Raw genomic sequence first — 22,997 nt, 5'->3', positions numbered from 1 at the left:
CAGTTGGAAGTGATATGAAAGTACTGATAGTTGAGGACGAGGGCATCATCGCTTGGGATCTCGAAAGCATGGTGCTCGACAACGGCTTTGAAGTCGCAGGGCTCGCAAGAACGGAAATCGAAGCCATAGCACTGGCACGGCGGGCCGATATCGCCCTCGTCGATGTTCAGCTCGCCGATGGGCCGACCGGCCCGCAGATCGCCCGCACGCTGATCGATCAATACGGCATCGAAGTCGTCTTCATGACCGGCAATCCGGAACTGGTCGCCGACTTCGAGGGCGCGGTCAACGTGGTGACCAAGCCGCATCATCTCGACAAGGTGAAGGCAGCGCTGATGGACGCGCTGGCAGCGCGAACCCGAAAACAGGACGCGCGCTCCAACGGCGGCCTGACGCCGCCTCGGACAGTGCTCAGCGCCTGACGCGCCAGTACCGCTCCCTGTAGTCGGAGCCGTCGCCCATATATTTCCGGAGTTCTTCCCTCGCATCAAGGCCGGGGAAGATTTCGGCGATCTGGGATTCATATTTCAGGATTGCTGCAAACTTTCGCTCGAAATCGACGGCAATATCGACAGGCCCGTCGATCGTCCACTTCGTCCGCTCCAATGCGGCAGGCACGTTGTCCGGATAATTCGGCGGGAAGAAACCGGCCGAATAGGGAATATCCTCGTAGAGATAGACTTCCGCATCCGACGCGTCGTGAATGCCGCGGAATGTCTCCGTCGTCACGACGTGATCGAGGTGCCGCCCGACTGCCATCGGGCAGAGAACGATGGTCGGCTTTATCCCCGCAAGCCATTGCCCGAGAAGCGCCCGCACCTCGTCCCATGCGGGATCATCGGCGACGGGAGGCGAAAAGACCGCGTGGCGCGTCGCATAGAGGGACGTCCCATCCGGGCCACGGCGATAGATCGAATCCGACAGGCCGCCATGGATATGATCCGCGCCGAGATAGCTGATCGAGGCGATATCCTCCCCGCGGCGCACCTCGTATGGATTGGCACCCAGACCCCACCACTCGTGGAGTTCACGAACCAGCGGCGACGGCTCACCGCCGATATCGGTATCTGCGGTGAAGATCGTCGCTGCGACGACGGTGATGCCATCCCTCACCGCGCTATCCATGAGGCCACCGCAGCTGAGCACCGCATCATCGAGATGCGGCGAAAGGATCAGGATGCGATCGTCTTTGGTGAGCATTGCGGGCGTCCGTGGATGCAGGTTTCATTGCCTGCTCACATGGATATACGACCCTGCCAAAGATGCCAGCGCCGCTTTAGCCAATTTTCCGCAGCAACCGGAAGATCGGGATGATGGCGGCAATGCATAGCACGGCAGCCCCACCAAACAGGCTCTCATAGCCGAGACGCTCCGCGAGCCATCCCGCACCGAGGCCTCCTACAATGCTGACGATCCCATCCATGCACTGGAAGACCGTGAAATCGACGCCGGCCTGGCGCGGATCCGACCAGTCCATGAACTGGGCATAGAGGGCAACGAAGCCGATCGACATGATGCCGGAGGAGCTGGCAATGGCGATGGCAAGCGTCGCGGATCGCGGCATCCCGCCGCCGAGACCGGCATAGAGCAGACCGGCAAGCAGGAGCGCTTGGACGGCGAGCGATCCCGCGAGCACCGCCCGTGTCCCGAACATGCGCACCAGCGCTCCGCCCGCAAGCGCGCCAGCAAGGCCGACAAACATGCTTCCCGCGCCATTGAGCAGGCCGATAGTGGCGAGATCGAAGCCTTGGTCGATCAGGAACGGCCCGAGCATCGAGAGCCCCCATTTCTGGGCAGCAACGAAGAGCGCCGTCGCAATCATTCCGCGGCGGATCTCGGGCCGCCTGATGGTTGCGGCAAGTGAGGGCGTATGGCTGCGCTGCCGCTCGCCTTCGTTTGCGGCAGGGCCAAGCGAAAACGGCAAGCTGAGTGCCAGGATCGCACCGGCCATGATGAAGCACGCATATTGCCAGCCGATCTTGTCCACCAGCACCAGGAACAGCCCGCCGCCGATCGCCGAGCCGAGATAGGAGCCGCCGACCTGCGCCGCATTGCCCCAGCCGTGATGCCGCTTGGCGAGGTTTTCGACAGCATAGCCATCACAGGCGATATCGACCGTCGAGGCCACCAGCGCGACGAAGGCGAGCGTCAGGATCACCGGCAGCAGCACCGCGGGCTGCAGGATGCCGACCGCGACGATACCGGCAACACAAAGCAGATTGCCGCTCATGACGATGACGTTCGAACGGTTGCGGCCAATGGCCGGCAGGCGGAACCGCTCGATATGCGGCGACCACAGGAATTTCACAGCCCAGGGAAGTACCGTCAGATAGAGAAGGCCGATCTGATCGAGCGGCAATCCCTGTTGTCTCAGCACGGCGGGAAGGCCGAGCATGGTCAGCCCGCCGATAACGCTCTGGGCCACGTAAACGCCGCCGATGGCGACGAAGATGGCGACCGGCGACGGGAACTCTGCGGGTGAGGCTTCGCTGGCGGACATCAGAACCGGTACCTCACGCTACCGACAATCTTGCGGCCTTCGTCGTAGTAGCAGAAGCCCGTGGTGCAGACCTGATCCACCTGATCGAGAAGGTTCGTCGCATTGACCTGCAACTTGACGCCCTCCATCGACGAGTTGAGCTTGCCGAGATCATAGCGAAGTGCTGCATCGACAAAGGTCCGGGCGCCATTGTTCAAGACCGGCGTATGCTTGTTGTCGCCGAAGCTCGAGCCGACATAGCGAACGCCGGCGCCGACACCCAGCCCCTCGAGAGGACCGCTCTGAACCTCGTAATCCGCCCAGAGCGAGACCATGTGATAGGGCGATGAATTGAGCTGATTGCCGACCGTCTCCGGCGTCAGCTTGGTGATCTCGACGTCGTTATAGGAGTAGCCGCCGGTGAAGCTGAGGCCATTATCGAGCGACGCCGTGACTTCTAGCTCGAAGCCGCGCGAGCGCAGGTCGAGCTGGCGCAGGAGATTGACGCCTGACGAGGTCTCGTAGACCGAGGCGTTCTTCTGGTCGATATTGAAATAGGCAGCAGAGATCAGCACGTTCTGATCCGGTATCTGGTACTTCAGTCCGATTTCATATTGCTCGCCGAGCGTCGGATTTGCCTGGTGGCCGACACCGCCGCTGGTCAGCACGACGCCCGGATTTGCGACATACGAGGTGCCGTAGCTGATGTAAGGCATGACGTTCCAGGGCGTCACATAGCCGATCGATGCGCGCCCTGTCGTCTCGCTGTCGTTGCGCACGTAGTCGACGCCGCCGGGCGTGTATTCGCTCCGGTGCCAGTCGTGGCGAAGTCCGGCCGCAATCCGCCAGCTGCCGATCTCGATCTGATCCTGCAGGTAGATGCCGATCGAGTTCTGCTTCTGTTTTTCGAAATAAGTCAGCGCCGGCACATAGGTGTAGGTGTCGGTGAAGAGATCGGGCCCGGAGCCCTGGCGGGCATCATATGCCATGAAGCTGTAATCGACACCGGCGATCAGCTTGTGCTGGGCAGCGCCGGTGCTGAAGTCGCCTTCGAGATAGGTGTCTGCCGCGAGACCGTGATTGTCCTCGTACCCAATCCCGGGATAGTCGGCGAAAACCCATTCCTGACGGGCAGAGAGCTCGGAATAGCGCAGCTTGTGATGCAGCGTCAGGCCTTCCCTCAGCTCGTGCTCGAATTCGTAGCCGACGCGCCACTGCTTTTGCGTGAAATCGTTGAACCGCTCATCACCGCCGTAAACAGGCGTTGCCCCGATCGACGACCCTGAACTGTCGTAGTTGTTGATGTAGCCCCAGGTGCCGCCGGTGGTGGAATCCATATATTCGCCGAGAATGGTCAGCTTGGTGCCTTCGTCCGGCTGCCAGGTGAAGGCCGGCGCGATCATCAGCCTGTCGTCCTTGATGGCCTCGATCTCGTTGCGGGCATCGCGGGCGACGCCCGTCAGCCGGTAGAGGAAGACACTGTCATCGGTCACCGGTCCGGAAAGATCGAAGGCAGCCTGAACGCGGCCGTAGGAACCATATTGCAGCTCGATTTCCCGCAACTGCTCCTCGGTCGGGCGCTTCGAGATGATATCGACGATGCCCCCCGAGCTGCTGGCGCCGTAGATGGATGCAGCCGGTCCACGCAGGACCGTCAATGCCTCGACGCCATAGGGCTCGATGCGGAAGAGCCCGTTCGGGCTGCTGATCTGGCGCAGGCCATCGCGGAAGATGCCGGTATAGGTGAGGTCGATGCCGCGGATCTTGAAGGCGTCGTAACGCGGCTCGGCGCCATACTGGCCGGCGCGGACACCGGGCGTATAGCTTACGGCCTCGCCAACATTCTGCGGAAGGCGGTCGTCGAGCTGCTTGCGGCTGATGACCGAGACGGACTGGGCAGTCTCGGCAACCGGCGTATCGGTCTTCATCGCCGTGCGTCCGGATTTCGGCACGTAGCCATCTGTCTCGACGATCTTTGCAACGCCCTGATCGCGCCCTTCGACAACGATCGGCGCGAGGTTCGTCGCGCCATCACCGGAGGCCGGTTTCTCTTGCTCTGCAGATTGTCCCCAGGCGGTATCGGCAGCCGCGACCGCAAGCAATGCAGCAGCCGAAAGCAGCTGCAGTTTTTTAAGTTTCAATGACATCTCTACGCCCCCACGCTCATCGCCGGAAAAGGATTCAAAAACATGAGTCTTAGAATCAACTTTATGCGTAGCTAGCAAAAGCCAAAGGCGAGGCGCAAGGTCTCAAGGGCAAAAACTGCAACTGTGGTGTGCTATGGGTCTGAATTTAAAAGGATATCAGTTCGCCTGGACGAGGCTGAAGCAATGCGCCGAGCCCACTCCAGCCCCCAGCGACGCATCATTTTGGCTGCTACCAGCACTTGAAACCGGCGCCGCGATCCCCAAATGAGCGCGTGACCCGCTGGTCCGGGCCCCTCTGGCGAGAGCTTCGGCACTTTCGCGATGTCGGACCATTTCCGACATTCGCGCCGACGCCAAGGGAGCACCACCTTGATCTCCGAAATCGCCGCCTGGCTTTTTGCCCTGTTCGTCGTCGACCCGCTGCACGCTGAAATCCGCGAGCGCGTCGATGCTGCAAATCTTCCGGTTCAGGCCCTGCAGCAATCGCAGCAATGCGTTGCGACCCATGGCCCGCGCCTGCTGCAGCGCGCCGGCGAAGAGCCGGTCTGGGCAACCGGCACGGCAATCGGCATCGCCACCGGCTGGACCTCGCCGACCACACTCTTCGACACAAGCGATCCGAATTGCGCGGCCCTGACGCAGATCTTCCAGGGTGAACGCGGCGGCGCCGAGGCCTGATGCATGGCGGATGCGCAGCGATCAGAAGGCGTGGCGTCGCGCACGCTCGCCAGCCTTGCCGCCACCGCCCGCGAGCGGGACGGTCTCAGCATCGGCGAAGTCATCGATGAAATGGGACCGTCGGGCTTCGGGTTTGTCATCCTGCTGCTCGCCATCCCGCCGCTGATCCCGATCCCCGGGCCATTCGGCGCGGTGTTCGGCACGGCGCTGGCGATCATCTCGCTGCAATTCGTCTTCGGCGCCCGCAGCCCCTGGCTGCCCGCCATGCTCCGCAACCGCCGTCTCTCTGGCAAGGTCTTCGAGAGCATGGAGCGTCACGCCGGACCGATGGTGCGGCAGGTCGAGAAGCTGATCCGGCCACAGCGCATGAAGGCCCTCGCCGGCCGCTTCCTCCCATGCCTGCTCGGCGTCCCGGTCTTCGCACTCGCGATCGTCATCGCCCTGCCGATCCCCTTCGGCAATATCGCACCCGCCGTCGCCATCTGCGTCATGGCCGTCGGCCTCATCGAGCGCGATGGCCTGGTCATTTTGGGCGGGCTCGCGCTGACTGCGGTCGCCGCTGTCGCAACCGTCTTCCTGTTTCGCGGTGCGGCTACGTTGATTGCGGCTGCATAAAGAGATGATGGCCGATCGCGGAAGGCCGCGACCGGCCATCGCTTTCTATCAGCCTTCCAGCCACTTCACCTGATCGGGCGTCAGCTTGATGTCGAGCGCCGAGAGGCTGTCCTCCAGCTCGGCGATCGTCCGCGGGCCGATCAGCGGGATGACCGGGAACGGCTGGGCGATGACATAGGCGAGCGCGATATGGATCGGGCTGCGGCCGAGCTTGTTGGCGAGTTCGATGGCCCGGTCGCGGCGTTCGAAGTTGCGATCCGAATACCAGCAACGGACGATTTCCTCGTCGTCGTGCTTGTCGCGCCCGGCGCGGTCGGTGAAGAAGCCGCGGCCCTGGCTCGACCATGCGAAGTTCGGGATCTGCTTCTTGTTCAGCCACGCCTTCCATTCGTCGTCGGAAGCCGCGACGCAACCGGCCCAGATCGGATCCAGCATCTCGGCCAGCGAGAAGTTGTTGGAAAGGGCTGCCGGCGCCGTTTTGCGGTTTTTGTCGGCATAGGCGATTGCCTCTTCCATGCGCGCCCGGGTCCAGTTCGAGCCGCCGAAGATGCCACGGATGCGGCCGCGCTTGACCTCTGCATCCATCGCATCGACGAATTCGCCGACCGGTACAGCCGTGTTGTCGCGGTGCATGAAATAGATGTCGACATAGTCGGTCTTCAGCCGGTCGAGCGACTGGTCAAGCTGCTTGGCGATCATGTCAGGATAGCAAAGCGGCGAGTGGGCGCCCTTGCCGATCAGCACGATCTCGTCGCGCGGAACCTTGCGGCTCGTGTGCCAGTCGCCGAAGATCGCTTCCGTCTTGCCGCCGCCATAGACATAGGCCGTGTCGAAGGCATTGCCGCCTGCCTCGTAGAAGGCATCGAGTGTCAACGATGCGGCGGCAAAATTCGGGAAGAATTCGAAACCGAGTGTGACGACCGAAGCGGGCTTCAGGATGCCCGGAATTTCACGCTTCGGAATGCTGTTGCCGAGCTTGATCGGTGCTCCTGCGAGATTGAGCGTCCGCTTCGTTGCCTTCTCGACCCCGTATTCCAGGCCGACAGACGCGCGCCACTGGTCGAGAACCTTAAGGTTGCCGACTGAATCTGCCCAGCTCATGCCCGGCGACGTAAACTCATGCTTTCCAGCGCGGATCGCATCGCCTGCGGCATCGACCTCGAAGGAATAGAGCCAGCGGTCCTCCTTGACCTCGACCGTTTCCTGCTCGTTGCCCTTGATGATCTCGATCTTGCCGGTGCCGCCCTTGTGGCCGGATGCGAACCAGAAATCCTTGACCTCGATACGGCCATCGGAGCCGATGATGCGCAGCGTGTTATCCTGGTTGGCCATGATCGAGCATGAGACTTCGGCGATGATCGAGTTCGGGAATTTCAGGACAGCCGAGGCCCATTCATCGACACCGGACTGGCCGAGATGGGCAACGCCCGAGACCTTTTCGGGTTCGAGGAAAGGCTTGCCTTCGGCAGCCCCGGCAATCAGCCGCGCCATCGAGACCGGGTAGCCGCCGACATCGAGAATGCCGCCGCCTGCGGTGTCGTTGGAAAACAGCCGGTGCTCAGGCTTGAAGCTGCCCATGTTGAAACCGAAGCTGGAGCGGATGATCCTGACGGTACCGATGACTCCGCTCTTCACGAGCTCGACGATCTTCACCGTCTGCGGATGGACGCGGTACATGAAGGCTTCGCCGGCAAAGACGCCGGCTTTCTTCGCCTCATGATAGATCGCGTCCGCATCGTAAGCAGAAAGCGCGATCGGCTTTTCGACGAGCACGTGCTTGCCTGCGCGGATCGCCTTGATCGCCCACTCGGCATGGCCGGTATGCGGCGTGGCGATATAGATCGCGTCGATCTCGGGGTCGGTGAGCAGCGCGTCATATCCCTTGACGATACGGGCGCCCGGGAAACCGTCGCCGAGGCCGGGCTTGTCAGGATTGCGGGTCGCGATGGCCGAAAGCTTGCCGGTCCGCGAATGCGCGATGCCATCCGCAAAGGTGCGGGCGATGGTGCCGGGACCGATGATGCCCCAGCGGATCGGTTGTTCTGAGCTCATATCTATTCCTCTTTCATAAAATGCGTCTTGGGATTGCGGATGGTCAGCGCAGACGTTGGCCGGTGCTGTCGAACAGGAAGGTACGCTTGGACGAGAGCGAGACGGTGAGGCTGTCGCGATTGCCGGTGGCGCGCGATTCCGGCCGCTCGATAATGAGCTGCTCGCCGCCGAGCGTTGCGTAGATGTAGCTGGTATTGCCGAGATGCTCGGCGACATCGACGCTGACGGTCAGGTCGGCATCGCCCTTGCCGGCATCGCCGAAATGCTCCGGACGGACGCCGAGCGTTACCTCGGCGCCCTCGGCGAGCGCAGCCGAAAGCGGCAGTGTCAGCCGCACATTCTTGTCTGCGGTGAGCGCGATCGTCAGTCCCGCAGCATCCTTGCCTGTGACAACAGCCTTGATGAAATTCATCTTCGGCGAGCCGACGAAGCCGGCCACGAACTGGTTTGCCGGATCGTCGTAGAGATCGAGCGGCGCGCCGACCTGCTCGATATTGCCGGCGCGCAGCACGACGATCTTGTCGGCCAGCGTCATCGCTTCCGTCTGGTCGTGGGTGACGTAGATCATCGTCGTGCCGAGCTGCTTGTGCAGGCGGGAGATTTCGACGCGCATCTGAACGCGCAATTCGGCATCGAGGTTCGACAGCGGCTCGTCGAACAGAAAGACCTCGGGCTCGCGCACGATGGCGCGGCCGATCGCGACGCGCTGGCGCTGGCCGCCGGAGAGCTGTTTCGGGCGGCGCTGCATGAGCTCGTTGATCTGCAGGATCCCGGCGGCGTGCTGGACGCGCTTCTCGGTATCCTCCTTCGGATTGCCGTTCATGCGCAGGCCGAAGGAAAGGTTCTCGGCCACCGTCATATGCGGATAGAGCGCATAGGACTGGAAGACCATGGCGATACCGCGGTCGGCGGGCTCGACATCATTGACCACCTTGCCGCCGATATTGATCTCGCCGCCGGAAATATCCTCGAGCCCGGCGATCATGCGCAGGAGCGTGGACTTGCCGCAGCCCGAAGGGCCGACGAAGACGACGAACTCGCCGTCCTTCACCTCCAGATTGGCGCCGTGGATGATCTCAAGGGCGCCGTAGCGCTTGATGACGTTCGTAAGTGAAAGCTCTGCCATGCGGCTCCCCGATTATTTGATTGCGCCGGCGGCGATGCCGGCGATGAAGTGGCGCTGCAGGAGCACGAAGACGATGAGGATCGGCGCGGTCAGCATCGTGGCGCCCGCCATGATGCCGCCCCAGGACACCTTGGTGAGGCCGATCAGCGTTCCCAATGCCACCGGTGCCGTCATCATCGCCGGGCGCGAATTGATGAGCAGCGGCCAGAGATAATTGTTCCACGACACCAGGAAGAGAATGATGGCGAGCGCCGCCATGGTCGGCCGCGCCAAGGGCAGCGCGATCCTGAGGAAGATCTGCCATTCCTTGACGCCCTCGACGCGCGCCGCATCGAAGAGCTCGTTCGGCATCATCGAGAAGGACTGGCGCATGAAGAGAACGCCGAGCGAATTGAAGAGCGGCGGAACGATGAGCGCCACCCAGGTATTGGCCAGCTTGAACTCGCGCGCCACCATGATGAACTGCGGGATGACGACCACGGCAAAGGGCAGCGTAATCGTGCCGAGGATGATGGCGACGACGACGGAGCGCCCGGCGAAGCGATAACGCGCCAGCGCCCAGCCTGCCATCGAGGTCAGGAGCACCGAAAGCACGGTGTAGATGACGGCCACCGAGATCGACGTGAACATCGCCCGGGTGAAGCCGGTCTGCGCTTCCAGATCCCTAAAGTTCGCGACGAAATTCGTCGACGGCAACAGCACGATCTCCGGGCTGAAGATGCCGTAATCGGGCATGGTCGAGAAGATGAACATCATCCAGAGCGGAAAGAGCCAGATGATCGCCAGCGGCGTCAGCACCGCATGCAGCGCGATCTTTCTGAGGAGAAGCGATTGCGACTTGGATTTCATTTCGGCTCCCTCCCGACCCACAGATTGAGCAGCGAGATTGCAACGGCGAGCGCTGCCATTGTGTAAGCGACGGCTGACGCATAACCGAAGTTCAGCGACAGGAACCCCTGGCGGTACAGCAGCAGGCCAAGCGTCTCCGTGCCACCACCCGGACCGCCGCGATTGGTGATCAGGAACGGTTCGGTGAAGAGCTGCATCGTGCCGATAACCGAGAGCACCACGCAGAAGAGGATGATCGGCTTCAGCAGCGGCAGGGTGATGTGGAAGAACTGCTGCGTCTTGCTAACGCGATCGAGCGTCGCGGCTTCATAGACATCGTCAGGAATGGACTGCAGGCCGGCCAGAATGATGATGGCGTTATAGCCCGCCCAGCGCCAGGTCACCGCGATGATGACGAGCGCCATGGCGGCGTTGGCATTGTCGAACCAGGAAACGGCGGGCAGACCGACAGAGGTGATGAGCTTGTTGACGATGCCGAAATCGATGCTGAACATCAGCCGGAAGACGGCCGCATAGGCGACCTCGCCGACGACGACAGGCGCGAAAAAGGCAAAGCGGAAGAGCGGCCGCAGCTTCAGGAGCGGCGAATTCAGGAGCACCGCCATGACAGTGGCGATCGCGATCATCACCGGAACCTGGATCACCAGGATGATCAGCGTGTTGCAGAGCGCGTTGTAGAAAGCCGGGTCGCCGAACAGGCGCCCCCAATTGGCCGAGAGGCTGAACTTCCACGGATTGACGCGCGTATTCTGAAACGAAATCAGAAACGAGCTGATGATCGGCCACACCCAGAAGGTGGCGAAAACAATAAGATAGGGCGCGAGGAACGCGTAGGCGCTCCGGTTGCGGATCGGCATATTTTCCTCCTCACAGACGCAACGAGCCATCCCGGGGGATGGAGCGCCGGGCGCGCGAAGCGCCCAGCTTCGTTACTTACTCTGCGACCGGAAGACCCGTCGCGGTGGCGATCTGCTTGGCAGCGTCGTCAAGCGCAGCCTTGGCATCCGGATAGCCACCGGCGAAATACTTGGTCTGCGATGCCTTGTAGATGGCGTCCGCATCCGTCTGGAACTGCGTGCCACGGCTCGGCACGATCTTCGGCAGGGTCGAGAGAATGTCGGCCCAGACCTTCTGGCCACCCCAATAGGGCTGCGGCTCGTTGACGAACGGGTCCTGGACGGCAGAGAGGAGCGAGGGAACGAGGCCGAAGGACTTCAGCATCGTTACCTGGCCTTCATTGGTGGCCAGCGCGTAGTTGATGTAGTTCCAGGCCGCTTCCTTGTTTTCGGAATTGGCAGCGATCGCCAGCGACGAACCGCCGAGATTGGCGGCATGCGGGCCATCAGCCGTAAGGCTCGGCATCATATAGACGCCCCACTTGCCGGAGAGATCCGGCGAGCCGGAACGGATGGTGCCTTCATACCAGCCGCCATACATCTGGCTGGCGACCTTGCCTGCGGTGTTTGCCTGGATCTTTTCATCCCAGATGGCGGCGGTCAGCGTGCCGGCATCCTTCATCTGCTTGACCTTTTCAAGGGTCGCGACGCAGGCGGGCTTGTTGATGGTGATCGACTGGCCGTCCTCGGAGAAGTAGCCGCAGCCCTGCTCGTTGGAGATCATGCGGAACCATTCGCTGTCACCGTTGAAATCGGCCTGTGCCATGACGACACCGGGATTGGCTTCGGAGATCTTCTTGCCGGCGGCGATGAAATCGTCCCAGGTCTTGATGCTTGCCGGATCGACGCCGGCCTTTTCATAGAAATCGCGGCGGTAGAAGACGGCGACCGGGCCGGAGTCCCACGGCATGGCGTAGGCGACATCGCCCACTTCCAGCTCCGTGCGCTTGAAGTCGGGGAATTTCGCCTGGATATCGGCGTTGTAGCCGAGGTCCTTCAGGTTGGTGAAGCAATCCGGGAAGCGGTTCCAGAAGATTTCCGCTTCGAAGTTTTCGACGGTGACGATGTCAGGCAGGCCGTCTCCTCCGGCGGCGCAGGCGGCCAGCATCTTGTCGAAGACCTGCTGGTTGCCGAGATCCTGAACGTCGACTTTGACGTCGGGGTATTTCTTGTTGAAGCCTTCCACTGTGGATTTCAGCGCCGATGCGGCGACGTTCCAGCTCCAGATGGTGAGCGTGCCCTGCTCTGCATAAGCGGAGCCGGAAGCAAGAAGCGCGACAGCAGCCGTCGCACCGATAAGATTGAAGCGCATTGAAAATCCTCCCTTTTCAATTGCCGTCCCTTAGCGAACGTGCCTACACTAGCTTGCAGGCACCGGCTGTCTCCTAAAAAGGGAATATGGATTTGGCGGAAAGTAAGGTCGCGGGAAGAGCCATCTATCAACCGGGTGCGAGCAGCATCGAGGGCCTACCCACCGCTTTGCAGATGTTCCACGCCCATCCGCCCGTCATGGTGATGCCCCACTGGCACGCGCAGGTCGAGGTCAACTTCGTGATGCGCGGCACCGTGCATTACCGCATGAGCGACCACCAGTTTTCGCTGAAGGCTGGCGAGATGTGCCTGTTCTGGGGCGGCCAGCCGCATCAGATGGACGAATCATCCGACGATTCGATTTATGCTGGCGCCCATCTGCCGCTCGTCTATTTCTTCCGCATGCGCCTGCCCGTTGCCATCTCCGGCCAGCTGATGCGCGGCGCGACCATGCTCACTTCGGCGACCGATGCCGCCGACAACGAGAATTTCGCTCGCTGGCATCGCTATGCAACGTCGGGCGACGCGGCCAAATCCCAGCATGCGGTCGATGAGCTGCTCCTGCGCATCGAGCGCATCCTGCTCGAACCCTATTCGATGATCGGCCTCGGCGCCGAGCTTGCCGAGAACGACCCGCCCTACGCGCAGTCGTCGCGCAACGTGGCTCGCATGTGCGATTTCATCGCCGCCAACTTCATGGAGGATATCGACACGATCGATATCGCCCGCGCTGCCGATCTTCATCCGAAATATGCGATGAACCTGTTCAAGAAATCGACCGGCATGACGCTCAGCAAATATGTGAACCTGCTGCGGCTCTCGCGCGCCCAGGCGATGCTGATGAGCGAGGAGGCCAACGTGCTGCAAGTCGCCATGGACAGCGGCTTCGGTTCGATCAGCGCCTTCAACAAATCCTTCCGGCACATCGCCGGCATGTCGCCCTCCGATTTCCGCCGCGACCTGCGCTCTTCGGGAATTTCGACGGCAAACTGAACCCATTCACATCAAACACGGAGACCTCCCCATGGCCGGAAGACTGGCAGGCAAGATTGCGATCATTTCCGGCGGCGCGACGGGCATGGGCGGGGCGGCATCGAAGCTCTTTGCAGCCGAGGGCGCAAAGGTGGCGATCATCGACCGCAACGAGGCAGCCTCCGCCGAGACCGTGAAGGCGATCCGGGATGCCGGTGGTACCGCCGAATATTGGGTCGCCGATGTCTCCGACGAGAAGGCCGTCAATCATGCGGTGAGGGGCGTCGAGGAGAAGTTCGGCGCGGTCACGGTACTCTTCAACCACGCCGGCACGATCGTCATCAAGCCGTTCCTCGAAACGACGCTCGAAGAGTGGGAGTGGCTGCACGGCGTCAACGTCCGCTCGATGTTCCTGATGACCAGGGCCGTTCTGCCGAAGATGATTGCATCAGGTGGCGGGTCGATCGTCTGCACCTCGTCGATCTCGGCCGTCGCCGCGACGCCGATGGAAGTGCTCTACGACACGACCAAAGGCGCCGTGCACATGTTTGCCCGCGCCATCGCCGTCGAGTTCCGCGACCGCAACATCCGCTGCAATGCCGTCTGCCCCGGCTTCATCCGCACGCCGCATGGCCTGCGCGAGGTCGCCGAACTGCAGAAGCTCGGCGTCGATGTCTCCGATGCGGCGATCGCCGCCCAGCAGGGCCGGATTGGCGAGCCCGAGGATGTAGCACGTGCCGCGCTCTACCTCGCCAGCGACGACTCGAATTTCGTCAACGGTGTACACCTCTTCGTCGACAACGGCTTCACGGCGATCTGAAAGGTTCTGGTAACCACGACTGGCCAAATTGCCGCATCGGATAAAATAGATAGCGAATAATTTGAATCCTATCGATTTTGATGCTATATACGCCACATGACCTCCTACAACAGCCTTCAGCGCGTCTTTACCGCCAACCTGCTTTCGACCGGCCGCCAGTGGCGCCGTGCGGTCGACCTCGCTCTCAGCAGCCACGGAATTTCCGAGGCCTGTGCTGCCCCCCTGCTCTGGATCGGCCGCCTCGGCGGCGGTGTCCGGCAAGTGGTGCTCGCAAGCCATGTCGGCATCGAGGGCCCCTCGCTGGTGCGCCTTCTCGACCAGCTCGAGACGCTCGGTCTTGTCGTGCGCAAGGACGACCCGGCCGACCGCCGGGCCAAGGGTCTCTACTTAACCGAAGAAGGCAGCGCGCTTGCGGCGCGCATGGAAGCCGTGCTCGACGAGCTGCGCGGACGCATCATGCAGGACGTCAGCAAGGCTGACCTCGAAGCCGCCGTGCGTGTGCTTCAGGCCTTCGACAATATCGACGTGACGCAGACAGGCGCCATCGAAAAGGAAATCGAGGCAGCGTCGTGACACCTGGATGGCGTGACTGGTTGTTTTCGGGCAAGGCGTTCCTTGCGTCGATGCTGGCGCTTTTCGTGGCGCTTTCGCTCGATCTGCCGCGACCCTATTGGGCGATGGCGGCCGTCTATGTCGTGGCAAATCCACTGGCGGGCGCCACGAGCTCCAAGGGGCTCTATCGCGCGCTCGGCACGCTGCTCGGCGCATCGGCGGCCGTGTTCTTCGTTCCCCTCTTCGTCAACGCCCCCGAACTCCTGTCGATCGTCGTCGCACTCTGGACGGGCACGCTGCTTTTCATCTCGATGCTTGATCGCAGCGCCAGAAGCTATGTCTTCATGCTGGCCGGCTATTCGCTGCCGATGATCGCCCTGCCCTCCGTCGGCTCGCCGGAAACGGTCTTCGACACGGCGCTTGCCCGTTCGGAAGAGATCATCATCGGGATCGTCTGCGCCAGCCTCGTCAGTGCCGTCGTCTTTCCGGCCAGCGTCAGCTCGCTGCTCGGACAGCGCATCACCACCTGGCTCGACGATGCCGGAAGCTGGGCCGACGAGATCCTGCGCGGCGAAGGCGCCTCGCCCGCGACGCCGCTGAAGCGGCAGAAGCTCGCCTCCGACGTCACCGGCCTCGATCTGGTCATCAGCCAGCTCGGCCATGATGCCAACGGCCGCGATATCGTGCGCCATTCGCGCGAACTGCGCGGCAGATTGCTGATGTTGCTACCGCTGTTTTCCTCCCTCGCCGACCGCCTCCACGCCCTGAAATCATCAGGACAGGAGCTGCCGCCGGCACTTTCCGTTCTGCTCAACGACGCCGCATCTTGGCTGCAGCAGGGCGGCGCCGGAAAGCCCGACGGAACTGGCGCCAAGCTGCGCCGCCGCATCGATGACGTGCAGACATCCGAAAGCAGCGAGACCGGCTGGAATGCGCTCCTCTATCGCAGCGCCCTCGCCCGCCTCGGCGAGATCGTTGATCTCTGGCACGATTGCCTGACGCTGCGCGACGAGATCGCCAGCGGCCGTCATGCAGGCCCCTGGCATCCCGTTTTCCGCCATCGCCAGGTGGTTGGTCGCGTCCGGCACTATGATTTCGCGCTGATTGCGTTTGCCGCCGGTTCGGTCGTGGCGGGCATTGCGGTTGCCTGCTTCTTCTGGATCTTCACCGGCTGGCAGAACGGCGCGGGCTTCGTGACCATGGCGGCCGTCGCCTGCTCGTTCTTTGCGGCGATGGATCGCCCAGCACCCTTCATCCGCTCGATGTTCATCTGGTCGGCGGTGAGCCTTGTCATCTCCTTCACCTACATCTTTGCCATCCTGCCAGCGGTCAATTCCTATGAGCTCCTGGTGGTGGCCTTCGCCCCGCCATTCCTGCTGCTCGGCCTTCTGATCACCCGCCCGCAGTTTAACATGCTGGCGATGCTGCTCTCGGTGAACAGCGCCTCCTTCATTGCCCTGCAGGACCGCTATACGTCCGACTTCACGACCTTCACCAACGAGGCGATCGCAGCCCTTGCCGGCATCGGCTTTGCCCTCGTCTGGACGCTGATCGCAAGGCCCTTCGGCGCCGAACTTGCCGCCTGGCGGCTGGTGCGTGCTGGATGGAAGGACCTGGCGGAAACGGCAGCCGGCGAGCGCCGCACCGATCACGAGCGGCTTTCCGGACGTATTCTCGACCGCCTCGGCCAGCTCGTTCCACGCCTGGCCGCAGTCGAAGACCGGGAACTCAAGAAGGTCGACGGCTTTGCCGATGTCCGTCTCGGCTTCAACGTCTTGATGCTGCAGACGAAGCGGAAGGAACTGAGCGGCGCGAGCGCCGTCTCCATCGGCCGCGTGCTGACAGGCGTTTCCGATTTCTACCGCTCGAGGCTCCATGCCGGCCAGGCGATCGATCCTCCCGATACGCTACGGGCGGCAATTGACGACAGCCTGGGAACGATCGCCCATGAGCAGACCGAGACCCACGACAATATCGATGCGCTGGTCGGCCTCCGCCGCGCACTCTTCCCCGAGGCGCCGCCGCCGGAACATTGGCCGGCCCCCGAAGCCATCCCCGCCCCTCTTCAGATTGCAGCCGAGTAAACCGTCATGCCTGCCGAATTCGATCTTTATGGCGTCTATGTGCCGCGCCTTCTCGTTCTCATGGTGCTCTCTCTTCTTCTCGTGATGATCGTCCGCCGCGGACTGAGCTGGCTCGGCGCCTATTCGCTCGTCTGGCACCGCGGCCTCTTCGATCTCTCCCTCTATGTGCTGCTCCTTGGAGCGGTCTCCTCTCTGACACGCTGGTACTTCGCATGAACACGCTGAAATCAATCTCCCGCCTGATCGTCACCCTCGCCTTCGTTGCCGCTGCCGCCTATGCCGGCCATGGCCTCTGGGTGCATTACATGGATGAACCCTGGACGCGCGACGCGCGCCTGCGCGCCGATGTCGTCGGCATCGCGCCCGATGTCTCCGGCCTCGTCAGCGACGTCGCGGTCAAGGACAACCAGTCGGTCAAGAAGGGCGACGTCCTCTTCCGCGTCGATGGCGAACGCTTCAAGATTGCGCTCGCTCAGACCGAAGCGGCCCTCGAAGGCGCCAAGGCGGCCCTCGAACAGGCCCGCCGCGAGACCGAACGCCAGGAGCGGCTCGGCGACGCTGCCTCCATGCAACAGAAGGAACAGGCGCGCACCGCCGCTGACCAGGCCGAAGCCACTTACCTCCAGGCCGTCGCCAACCGCGACCTGGCCCAGCTCAATCTCGACCGCTCGGCCGTCAAGGCCACCGTCAACGGCACGGTTTCCAACCTCAGCCTGCGTCCCGGCGACTACGTCACGGCGGGAACGGCGAAGATCGCGCTCGTCGATACGGATTCGCTGCGCGTCGAAGGCTATTTCGAGGAAACCAAGCTGCCGCGCATCCATGTCGGCGACAGCGTCACCATCCATCTGATGGGCCATCGCCAGACGCTGGAAGGCCATGTCGACAGCATCGCCACCGGCATCGAGGATCGCGAGCGGACGTCAGGCACCGGTCTGCTCGCCAATATCAACCCGACCTTCAGCTGGGTGCGCCTGGCGCAGCGCGTTCCCGTCCGCATCAATCTCGACAAGGTGCCCGATGACATCAAGCTGATCGCCGGCCTGACGGCAACGGTCGAGGTCGGCGGCCATAGCGGCGACCTCGCATCGCTGAACTGAGGCTTCTCAGAAGTCCCAGTCTTCGTCTTCGGTAGCCACCGCCTTACCGATGACGTAGGACGAACCGGAACCTGAGAAGAAGTCGTGGTTCTCGTCGGCATTCGGCGAGAGCGCCGACAGGATCGCCGGATTGACCTTGCAGGCCTCCGGCGGAAACAGCGCTTCATAGCCGAGGTTCATCAGCGCCTTGTTGGCGTTGTAATGCAGGAACTTCTTGACGTCTTCGGTCAGCCCGACGCCGTCATAGAGCGCCTCGGTATATTTTGCCTCGTTGTCGTAGAGCTCCAGCAGCAGATCGAAGGCGAAGTCCTTGATCTCCTGGCGGCTCGCCTCCGGCAGGCGCTCGACGGCGCGCTGGAACTTGTAGCCGATATAATAGCCATGAACAGCCTCGTCGCGGATGATCAGGCGGATCATGTCGGCGGTGTTCGTCAGTTTGGCGCGGCTCGACCAGAACATCGGCAGATAGAAGCCGGAATAGAACAGGAAGCTTTCGAGGAAGACGCTCGCGACCTTCTTCTTCAACGGATCGCCGGAGGCATATTGCTCCATGATCAGCGCCGACTTCCGCTGCAGGAACTCGTTCTCCTCCGACCAGCGATAGGCGTCGTCGACATCCGGCGTCAGGCAGAGCGTCGAGAAGATCGACGAATAGGAGCGCGCATGGACCGCTTCCATGAAGGAGATGTTGGAAAGCACCGCCTCCTCATGCTGGGTCGCGGCATCCGCCATCAACTTCACCGAACCGACGCCGTTCTGGATGGTGTCGAGCAGCGTCAGGCCGGTGAAGACGCGGATCGTCAGCTGCTGCTCTTCGGGCTTCAGCGTTGCCCAGGAGGGAATGTCGTTCGATAGCGGCACCTTTTCAGGGAGCCAGAAGTTGCCGGTGAGGCGGTTCCAGACCTCGAGATCCTTGTCGTCCTCGATGCGGTTCCAGTTGATGGCGCGGATGCGGGATGCAGGTTTGGCATGCATGTTCATGGGTGTGTCTTTCCTCAATCAGTTCTGTTGGAGGACGCGGCCCCCTCACCCTAACCCTCTCCCTGTGGGGGAGAGGGGACGTGCCCTACACCAAACCACGATCGGAATGCGGCGCCGCCTTCCCTTCTCCCCAGCGGGGAGAAGGTGCCGGCAGGCGGATGAGGGGCTCCGGGCTCAAGCGTTGCTAAAGCGGCAAGGCCTCAAATCAAAGCGTGCACGAAACACACCCTTCCACCTGTGTCCCCTCCAGCGCCATCTGGCGAAGACGGATGTAGTAGATGGTCTTGATGCCCTTCTTCCAGGCGTAGATCTGCGCCTTGTTGATGTCGCGGGTCGTCGCGGTATCCCGGAAGAACAGCGTCAGCGACAGGCCCTGATCGACGTGCTGGGTGGCCGCCGCATAGGTGTCGATGATCTTCTCCGGCCCGATCTCGTAGGCATCCTGGTAGTAGTCGAGATTGTCGTTGGTCATGAAGGCGGCCGGGTAATAGACGCGGCCGATCTTGCCTTCCTTGCGGATCTCGATCTTCGAGACGATCGGGTGGATCGAGGAGGTCGAGTGGTTGATGTAAGAGATCGACCCCGTCGGCGGCACGGCCTGCAGGTTCTGGTTATAGAGCCCACCGGACATCACCGCTTCCTTCAGCGCCAGCCAGTCTTGCTGCGTGGGGATTTCGATACCGGCATTTGTGAACAGATCGGCAACCGTCTGTGTAGCCGGTTTCCATTCCTGCTCCGTGTATTTGTCGAAATATTCGCCGGACGCATATTTCGAATTCTCGAAACCCTTGAAGCTCTGGCCACGCTCGACCGCCAGCCGGCTCGACGCGCGGATGGCATGGTAGGTCACTGTATAGAAATACATGTTGGTGAAATCGACGCCTGCTTCGGAGCCGTAATGGATGCGTTCGCGGGCGAGATAGCCATGCAGGTTCATCTGTCCGAGACCGATGGCGTGGCTTTCGTCATTGCCCTTCTCGATCGACGGGACCGAGGAGATATGGCTCATGTCGGAAACCGCCGTCAGCGCCCGGATCGAGGTCTCGATCGTCTTGCCGAAATCGGCCGAATCCATTGCTGCCGCGATGTTCAGCGAGCCGAGATTGCAGGAGATGTCCTTGCCCATATGCTTGTAGGACAGGTCGTCGTTATATTCGCTGGCCTCGCTGACCTGCAGGATCTCCGAGCAGAGATTGCTCATGGTGATGCGCCCGGCGATCGGGTTCGCCTTGTTCACCGTGTCCTCGAACATGATGTAGGGATAGCCGCTCTCGAACTGGATTTCGGCGATCACCTGGAAGAAGTCGCGCGCCTTGATCTTCTTCTTGCGGATGCGGCTGTCGGCCACCATCTCGCGATACTTTTCGGTGACCGAGATCTCGGTGAAGGGCACGCCGTAGACGCGTTCCACGTCATAGGGCGAGAACAGGTACATATCCTCGTTGTTCTTGGCGAGCTCGAAGGTGATGTCGGGGATGACGACGCCGAGCGACAGCGTCTTGATACGGATCTTCTCGTCGGCATTTTCGCGCTTGGTATCAAGGAAGCGCATGATGTCGGGGTGATGAGCATTCAGATAGACCGCACCCGCGCCCTGCCGCGCGCCGAGCTGGTTCGCATAGGAAAACGCATCTTCCAGCAGTTTCATCACCGGAATGATGCCCGACGACTGGTTCTCGATATGCTTGATCGGCGCACCGGCCTCGCGGATATTGGTCAGCGACAGCGCCACGCCGCCGCCGCGCTTGGAAAGCTGCAGCGCCGAATTGATCGAGCGGCCGATCGATTCCATATTGTCCTCGACCCGCATCAGGAAGCAGGAGACAAGCTCACCGCGCTGCTTCTTGCCGGCATTGAGGAAGGTCGGCGTCGCCGGCTGGAAGCGGCCGGAAATGATCTCATCGACCATGTCGCGGGCGAGCGCCTCGCTGCCCCGCGCCAGCGCCAGCGCCACCATGCAGACACGGTCTTCGTAGCGCTCCAGATAGCGCTTTCCGTCGAAGGTCTTCAGCGTGTAGCTGGTGTAATATTTGAAGGCGCCGAGGAAGGTCGGAAACCGGAACTTCTTGTCGTAGGCGTGGTCGAAGAGATCGCGGACGAAATTGAACGAATACTGGTCCAGAACCTCCTGCTCGTAATAGCCCTCGGTCACCAGATAATCGAGCTTCTCCCGGAGGTTATGGAAGAAGACGGTATTCTGGTTGACATGCTGCAGGAAATATTGCTTGGCCGCCTGCCGGTCCTTGTCCAGCTGGATCTTCCCCTCGCCGTCATAAAGGTTGAGCATCGCGTTCAGCGCGTGATAATCCAGCGCGGCATCAGCGGCCTGCGCCTTCAAGGGGCGCTCGAGAACTGCCGTGTCCAAAATCGTTCCAATCCGTGTTTGACATTGGCGACGTCGTCGGCCGTGCCGAGAAGCTCGAACCTGTAGAGGTACGGCACCTGGCATTTGCGCGAGATGATGTCGCCGGCAAGCCCGTAGGTCTCGCCGAAGTTGCTGTTGCCCGCAGCGATCACGCCGCGAAGGTTCGAACGGTTTGCCGCATCATTGAGGAAACGGATCACCTGTTTGGGCACGGCCCCTTTGCCGCCCTCGCCGCTATAGGTCGGGACGACAAGCACGTAGGGCGACCCTGCCTGCAGGGTCTCACCGGTGATGGGGATGCGCTGCGCGGGAAGGCCGAGCTTCTCGACGAAACGATGGGTGTTCTCCGACCGGCTGGAAAAATAGACGATCTCGCCCATCGCGGCAGCCGATCAGGTGAGCGCGCTGATCATGTCGGGGCGGAAGCCGGCCCAATGCTGCTCGCCGGCGATGACGACGGGAACCTGGCGGTAGCCGAGGCCCTGCACCAGCTCGTAGGCAGCGCTATCGGTGGAAACGTCGATGATCGTGTAGTCGATGCCCTGGCGGTCGAGGGCGCGGGTGGTCGCGGTGCACTGGACGCAGGCGGGCTTGCTGTAGACGGTGATGCTCATTGGGAAAACCTCGTGACTGGAAGGCATGGGATATCGTTCGGACATCCGCCGATGTCCGCGCTTGGGAAGATCGAAATGGAAGGCAGCCGTTGCCGATTGCCGGGCGTCAGCAGCCCGTCATTCGCGCCGGTATGATCTGAAACTCAAAGACATTAGACCTCACCCCGAAGTGGCTCATGCAGGACACACCGGAGGAAGCGAAGAGCCGCATCATGCGCGCACCTCATCGCTCGCCTGCCGGACACCCCGCCCGTGGACGTTTTCGCTCAAGGCAGGTCTCCTGGCTTGCGGATCATCACATTCATCCCGGCCTTCCCAGGTCTTCATGACCCAGTGACCCGAAATGGGACAGATGCTCGCCGCTCACAGTTGCGGGGGCAGCTCCGGCATTGTCCCGCTTTGCAGCGGGTCTCACCGAATTCCCGTCTTAGCCCACGACCCATACGAATCGTGAGAACCTCGAACACTAGATATAGTACGCGAGTCAAAATCAGCGTCAATAATTTGTTTGCCAACAGCACTGAGGAAGGTGGGGAAATCTGGTGAACATGGTGAATAGGGAGTAAACGCGGGGGCCAATGCCAGCCGCGTTTATCCGTTCTCACACTCTGCTAAATTGGCCAACCTGCCCTAGTTTAGGAGCCGCCTTGGCCATGAGCCTAGGACAGCATCTGCGGAGCGCTGGCCTCAACCGGCGCCTGCAGCTTCTGCGCCGCAAGCACGACTTCGACGCGGTTGCGGGCGTCGAGTTTCTGCATCAGCAGCGTCATGTAGTGCTTGACGGTCTTCTCGCTGATGTCGAGCATGCTGGCGATTTCGCGGTTGGTCTTGCCCTGCAGCAGATAGTTGACGATCTGTTCCTCGCGGGCGCTGAGCCGCTTCTGCATCTGCGCCTTGCGGCGGATTTCCGCCGTCTTCATCGACAGGATGACCTTGGTGGCGAAGCCCGGCGTGATGAAAGTGCTGCCGTCATGGACGATCTTGATCGCCTCGTAGAGATCGCGTGCCGTGCTGCCCTTGAGCACATAGCCGCAGACGCCGAGATTGAGAACCTGGATCGCCGTGTCGATATTGGCAGTCGCGGTGAAGACCACGACCTTGGTGCTTTCGTAGTTCTTCTGGATCAGCTCAAGCGCCGCCAGCGTGTCGCCCGGCATGCTGAGATCGGTGACGAGGACATCGGGACGATGCTCCTCGACGATCTTCAGGGCGTCGATGGCATTCTCACCGCGCGCCGTGACCCGGAGGTCATCCTTAGCGGAGTAAAGATTAACCAGTCCATCCAGTAATATTGGATGATCATCTACGAACGCGACCGAGATAGACATGATGACGAATAACCCCCTCGTCTTTCTA

At 61.6% G+C, this 22,997-nt stretch carries 22 protein-coding genes and 1 riboswitch; of the genes, 9 read left to right on the top strand and 13 right to left on the bottom strand.

The window, feature by feature from the left end; all coding sequences use genetic code 11:
- The first annotated feature begins 14 nt into the window (after positions 1–14).
- Positions 15–422: a response regulator gene (locus ACODR6_RS06095; protein ID WP_112718538.1), complete on the top strand. Its 408-nt coding sequence runs from the start codon at positions 15–17 to the stop codon at positions 420–422.
- Here the strand turns inward: ACODR6_RS06095 and ACODR6_RS06090 are convergent.
- From ACODR6_RS06090 to ACODR6_RS06080, 3 genes are all read right to left on the bottom strand, one after another.
- Positions 412–1,200 (bottom strand): PIG-L deacetylase family protein, encoded by a 789-nt coding sequence (locus ACODR6_RS06090; RefSeq protein ID WP_489021493.1) that lies wholly within the window; start codon positions 1,198–1,200, stop codon positions 412–414. The two genes, ACODR6_RS06095 and ACODR6_RS06090, sit on opposite strands and share 11 nt — an antisense overlap.
- A 76-nt stretch (positions 1,201–1,276) precedes the next feature.
- On the bottom strand, positions 1,277–2,500 hold the full coding sequence (locus tag ACODR6_RS06085; RefSeq protein ID WP_489021491.1) for an MFS transporter: 1,224 nt from the start codon (positions 2,498–2,500) through the stop codon (positions 1,277–1,279).
- Entirely contained in the window at positions 2,500–4,605 is a 2,106-nt protein-coding gene (locus ACODR6_RS06080) for a TonB-dependent siderophore receptor (protein ID WP_489021547.1), read from the bottom strand. The genes ACODR6_RS06085 and ACODR6_RS06080 overlap by 1 nt, the downstream gene beginning before the upstream one ends.
- A gap of 390 nt (positions 4,606–4,995) precedes the next feature.
- Here ACODR6_RS06080 and ACODR6_RS06075 point away from each other — a divergent pair, with 390 nt between their 5' ends.
- Both ACODR6_RS06075 and ACODR6_RS06070 read left to right on the top strand, forming a co-directional pair.
- Positions 4,996–5,304: a hypothetical protein gene (locus tag ACODR6_RS06075; protein WP_449099523.1), complete on the top strand. Its 309-nt coding sequence runs from the start codon at positions 4,996–4,998 to the stop codon at positions 5,302–5,304.
- A 3-nt stretch (positions 5,305–5,307) separates the two neighbouring features.
- Positions 5,308–5,919 carry an exopolysaccharide biosynthesis protein gene (locus ACODR6_RS06070; protein WP_489021489.1) on the top strand — a complete coding sequence of 204 codons (612 nt, stop codon included), beginning with the start codon at positions 5,308–5,310 and terminating at the stop codon, positions 5,917–5,919.
- 48 nt (positions 5,920–5,967) lie between these two features.
- Here the strand turns inward: ACODR6_RS06070 and ACODR6_RS06065 are convergent, their stop codons facing one another.
- From ACODR6_RS06065 to ACODR6_RS06045, 5 genes are all read right to left on the bottom strand, one after another.
- Positions 5,968–7,971: an aldo/keto reductase gene (locus ACODR6_RS06065; RefSeq protein WP_489021487.1), complete on the bottom strand. Its 2,004-nt coding sequence runs from the start codon at positions 7,969–7,971 to the stop codon at positions 5,968–5,970.
- A 43-nt stretch (positions 7,972–8,014) separates the two neighbouring features.
- Positions 8,015–9,097, bottom strand: a complete 1,083-nt coding sequence (locus ACODR6_RS06060; RefSeq protein ID WP_489021485.1) for an ABC transporter ATP-binding protein — start codon at positions 9,095–9,097, stop codon at positions 8,015–8,017.
- Between the two features lie 12 nt (positions 9,098–9,109).
- On the bottom strand, positions 9,110–9,946 hold the full coding sequence (locus ACODR6_RS06055) for a carbohydrate ABC transporter permease (protein WP_112718554.1): 837 nt from the start codon (positions 9,944–9,946) through the stop codon (positions 9,110–9,112).
- Positions 9,943–10,803: a carbohydrate ABC transporter permease gene (locus ACODR6_RS06050; protein ID WP_489021482.1), complete on the bottom strand. Its 861-nt coding sequence runs from the start codon at positions 10,801–10,803 to the stop codon at positions 9,943–9,945. Before ACODR6_RS06050 ends, ACODR6_RS06055 begins: the two co-directional genes overlap by 4 nt.
- A gap of 76 nt (positions 10,804–10,879) precedes the next feature.
- Entirely contained in the window at positions 10,880–12,154 is a 1,275-nt protein-coding gene (locus ACODR6_RS06045; protein ID WP_112718558.1) for an ABC transporter substrate-binding protein, read from the bottom strand.
- Positions 12,155–12,240: 86 nt separating this feature from the next.
- On the opposite strand from ACODR6_RS06045, the gene ACODR6_RS06040 reads away from it, so the two are divergent.
- From ACODR6_RS06040 to ACODR6_RS06015, 6 genes are all read left to right on the top strand, one after another.
- The gene (locus ACODR6_RS06040) at positions 12,241–13,146 is read left to right on the top strand and encodes a helix-turn-helix domain-containing protein (protein ID WP_489021480.1); all 906 of its coding nucleotides are present in this window, start codon (positions 12,241–12,243) and stop codon (positions 13,144–13,146) included.
- 31 nt (positions 13,147–13,177) lie between these two features.
- On the top strand, positions 13,178–13,945 hold the full coding sequence (locus ACODR6_RS06035) for an SDR family NAD(P)-dependent oxidoreductase (RefSeq protein ID WP_489021478.1): 768 nt from the start codon (positions 13,178–13,180) through the stop codon (positions 13,943–13,945).
- 96 nt (positions 13,946–14,041) lie between these two features.
- On the top strand, positions 14,042–14,518 hold the full coding sequence (locus ACODR6_RS06030) for a MarR family winged helix-turn-helix transcriptional regulator (RefSeq protein WP_112718646.1): 477 nt from the start codon (positions 14,042–14,044) through the stop codon (positions 14,516–14,518).
- Between the two features lie 50 nt (positions 14,519–14,568).
- Entirely contained in the window at positions 14,569–16,581 is a 2,013-nt protein-coding gene (locus ACODR6_RS06025) for an FUSC family protein (protein WP_489021545.1), read from the top strand.
- 6 nt (positions 16,582–16,587) lie between these two features.
- Positions 16,588–16,797: a DUF1656 domain-containing protein gene (locus ACODR6_RS06020; RefSeq protein WP_112388635.1), complete on the top strand. Its 210-nt coding sequence runs from the start codon at positions 16,588–16,590 to the stop codon at positions 16,795–16,797.
- On the top strand, positions 16,794–17,681 hold the full coding sequence (locus tag ACODR6_RS06015) for an efflux RND transporter periplasmic adaptor subunit (protein WP_489021475.1): 888 nt from the start codon (positions 16,794–16,796) through the stop codon (positions 17,679–17,681). The genes ACODR6_RS06020 and ACODR6_RS06015 overlap by 4 nt, the downstream gene beginning before the upstream one ends.
- 6 nt (positions 17,682–17,687) lie before the next feature.
- On the opposite strand, the gene nrdF is transcribed toward ACODR6_RS06015, so the two are convergent.
- From nrdF to ACODR6_RS05990, 5 genes are all read right to left on the bottom strand, one after another.
- The gene (gene nrdF / locus ACODR6_RS06010) at positions 17,688–18,662 is read right to left on the bottom strand and encodes a class 1b ribonucleoside-diphosphate reductase subunit beta (RefSeq protein ID WP_489021473.1); all 975 of its coding nucleotides are present in this window, start codon (positions 18,660–18,662) and stop codon (positions 17,688–17,690) included.
- A gap of 205 nt (positions 18,663–18,867) precedes the next feature.
- The gene (gene nrdE / locus ACODR6_RS06005; RefSeq protein WP_489021471.1) at positions 18,868–21,027 is read right to left on the bottom strand and encodes a class 1b ribonucleoside-diphosphate reductase subunit alpha; all 2,160 of its coding nucleotides are present in this window, start codon (positions 21,025–21,027) and stop codon (positions 18,868–18,870) included.
- Positions 20,997–21,407, bottom strand: a complete 411-nt coding sequence (gene nrdI, locus ACODR6_RS06000; RefSeq protein WP_112718572.1) for a class Ib ribonucleoside-diphosphate reductase assembly flavoprotein NrdI — start codon at positions 21,405–21,407, stop codon at positions 20,997–20,999. The genes nrdE and nrdI overlap by 31 nt, the downstream gene beginning before the upstream one ends.
- A 12-nt stretch (positions 21,408–21,419) precedes the next feature.
- Positions 21,420–21,641 carry a glutaredoxin-like protein NrdH gene (gene nrdH / locus ACODR6_RS05995; protein WP_489021468.1) on the bottom strand — a complete coding sequence of 74 codons (222 nt, stop codon included), beginning with the start codon at positions 21,639–21,641 and terminating at the stop codon, positions 21,420–21,422.
- Positions 21,642–21,894: 253 nt separating this feature from the next.
- Positions 21,895–22,118, bottom strand: a riboswitch (cobalamin riboswitch).
- A gap of 182 nt (positions 22,119–22,300) precedes the next feature.
- Entirely contained in the window at positions 22,301–22,969 is a 669-nt protein-coding gene (locus ACODR6_RS05990) for a response regulator (RefSeq protein ID WP_489021466.1), read from the bottom strand.
- Between the last annotated feature and the right edge of the window lie 28 nt (positions 22,970–22,997).

The organism is Rhizobium sp. FG96 (assembly GCF_057808655.1).
This window is presented reverse-complemented; position numbering and strand designations above follow the sequence as displayed.

Excerpts from the sequence above, each read along its gene's own strand:
- ACODR6_RS06035 (WP_489021478.1), top strand. The coding sequence starts at position 13,178 with ATGGCCGGAAGACTGGCAGGCAAGATTGCGATCATTTCCGGCGGCGCG.
- ACODR6_RS06030 (WP_112718646.1), top strand. The coding sequence starts at position 14,042 with ATGACCTCCTACAACAGCCTTCAGCGCGTCTTTACCGCCAACCTGCTT.
- ACODR6_RS06085 (WP_489021491.1), bottom strand. The coding sequence starts at position 2,500 with ATGTCCGCCAGCGAAGCCTCACCCGCAGAGTTCCCGTCGCCGGTCGCC.
- ACODR6_RS06050 (WP_489021482.1), bottom strand. The coding sequence starts at position 10,803 with ATGCCGATCCGCAACCGGAGCGCCTACGCGTTCCTCGCGCCCTATCTT.
- ACODR6_RS06020 (WP_112388635.1), top strand. The coding sequence starts at position 16,588 with ATGCCTGCCGAATTCGATCTTTATGGCGTCTATGTGCCGCGCCTTCTC.
- ACODR6_RS06070 (WP_489021489.1), top strand. The coding sequence starts at position 5,308 with ATGGCGGATGCGCAGCGATCAGAAGGCGTGGCGTCGCGCACGCTCGCC.
- ACODR6_RS06065 (WP_489021487.1), bottom strand. The coding sequence starts at position 7,971 with ATGAGCTCAGAACAACCGATCCGCTGGGGCATCATCGGTCCCGGCACC.
- ACODR6_RS06090 (WP_489021493.1), bottom strand. The coding sequence starts at position 1,200 with ATGCTCACCAAAGACGATCGCATCCTGATCCTTTCGCCGCATCTCGAT.
- ACODR6_RS06060 (WP_489021485.1), bottom strand. The coding sequence starts at position 9,097 with ATGGCAGAGCTTTCACTTACGAACGTCATCAAGCGCTACGGCGCCCTT.
- nrdH (WP_489021468.1), bottom strand. The coding sequence starts at position 21,641 with ATGAGCATCACCGTCTACAGCAAGCCCGCCTGCGTCCAGTGCACCGCG.
- nrdF (WP_489021473.1), bottom strand. The coding sequence starts at position 18,662 with ATGAACATGCATGCCAAACCTGCATCCCGCATCCGCGCCATCAACTGG.
- ACODR6_RS06025 (WP_489021545.1), top strand. The coding sequence starts at position 14,569 with ATGCTGGCGCTTTTCGTGGCGCTTTCGCTCGATCTGCCGCGACCCTAT.
- ACODR6_RS06055 (WP_112718554.1), bottom strand. The coding sequence starts at position 9,946 with ATGAAATCCAAGTCGCAATCGCTTCTCCTCAGAAAGATCGCGCTGCAT.
- ACODR6_RS06045 (WP_112718558.1), bottom strand. The coding sequence starts at position 12,154 with ATGCGCTTCAATCTTATCGGTGCGACGGCTGCTGTCGCGCTTCTTGCT.
- ACODR6_RS06095 (WP_112718538.1), top strand. The coding sequence starts at position 15 with ATGAAAGTACTGATAGTTGAGGACGAGGGCATCATCGCTTGGGATCTC.
- ACODR6_RS05990 (WP_489021466.1), bottom strand. The coding sequence starts at position 22,969 with ATGTCTATCTCGGTCGCGTTCGTAGATGATCATCCAATATTACTGGAT.
- ACODR6_RS06015 (WP_489021475.1), top strand. The coding sequence starts at position 16,794 with ATGAACACGCTGAAATCAATCTCCCGCCTGATCGTCACCCTCGCCTTC.
- nrdI (WP_112718572.1), bottom strand. The coding sequence starts at position 21,407 with ATGGGCGAGATCGTCTATTTTTCCAGCCGGTCGGAGAACACCCATCGT.
- ACODR6_RS06040 (WP_489021480.1), top strand. The coding sequence starts at position 12,241 with ATGGATTTGGCGGAAAGTAAGGTCGCGGGAAGAGCCATCTATCAACCG.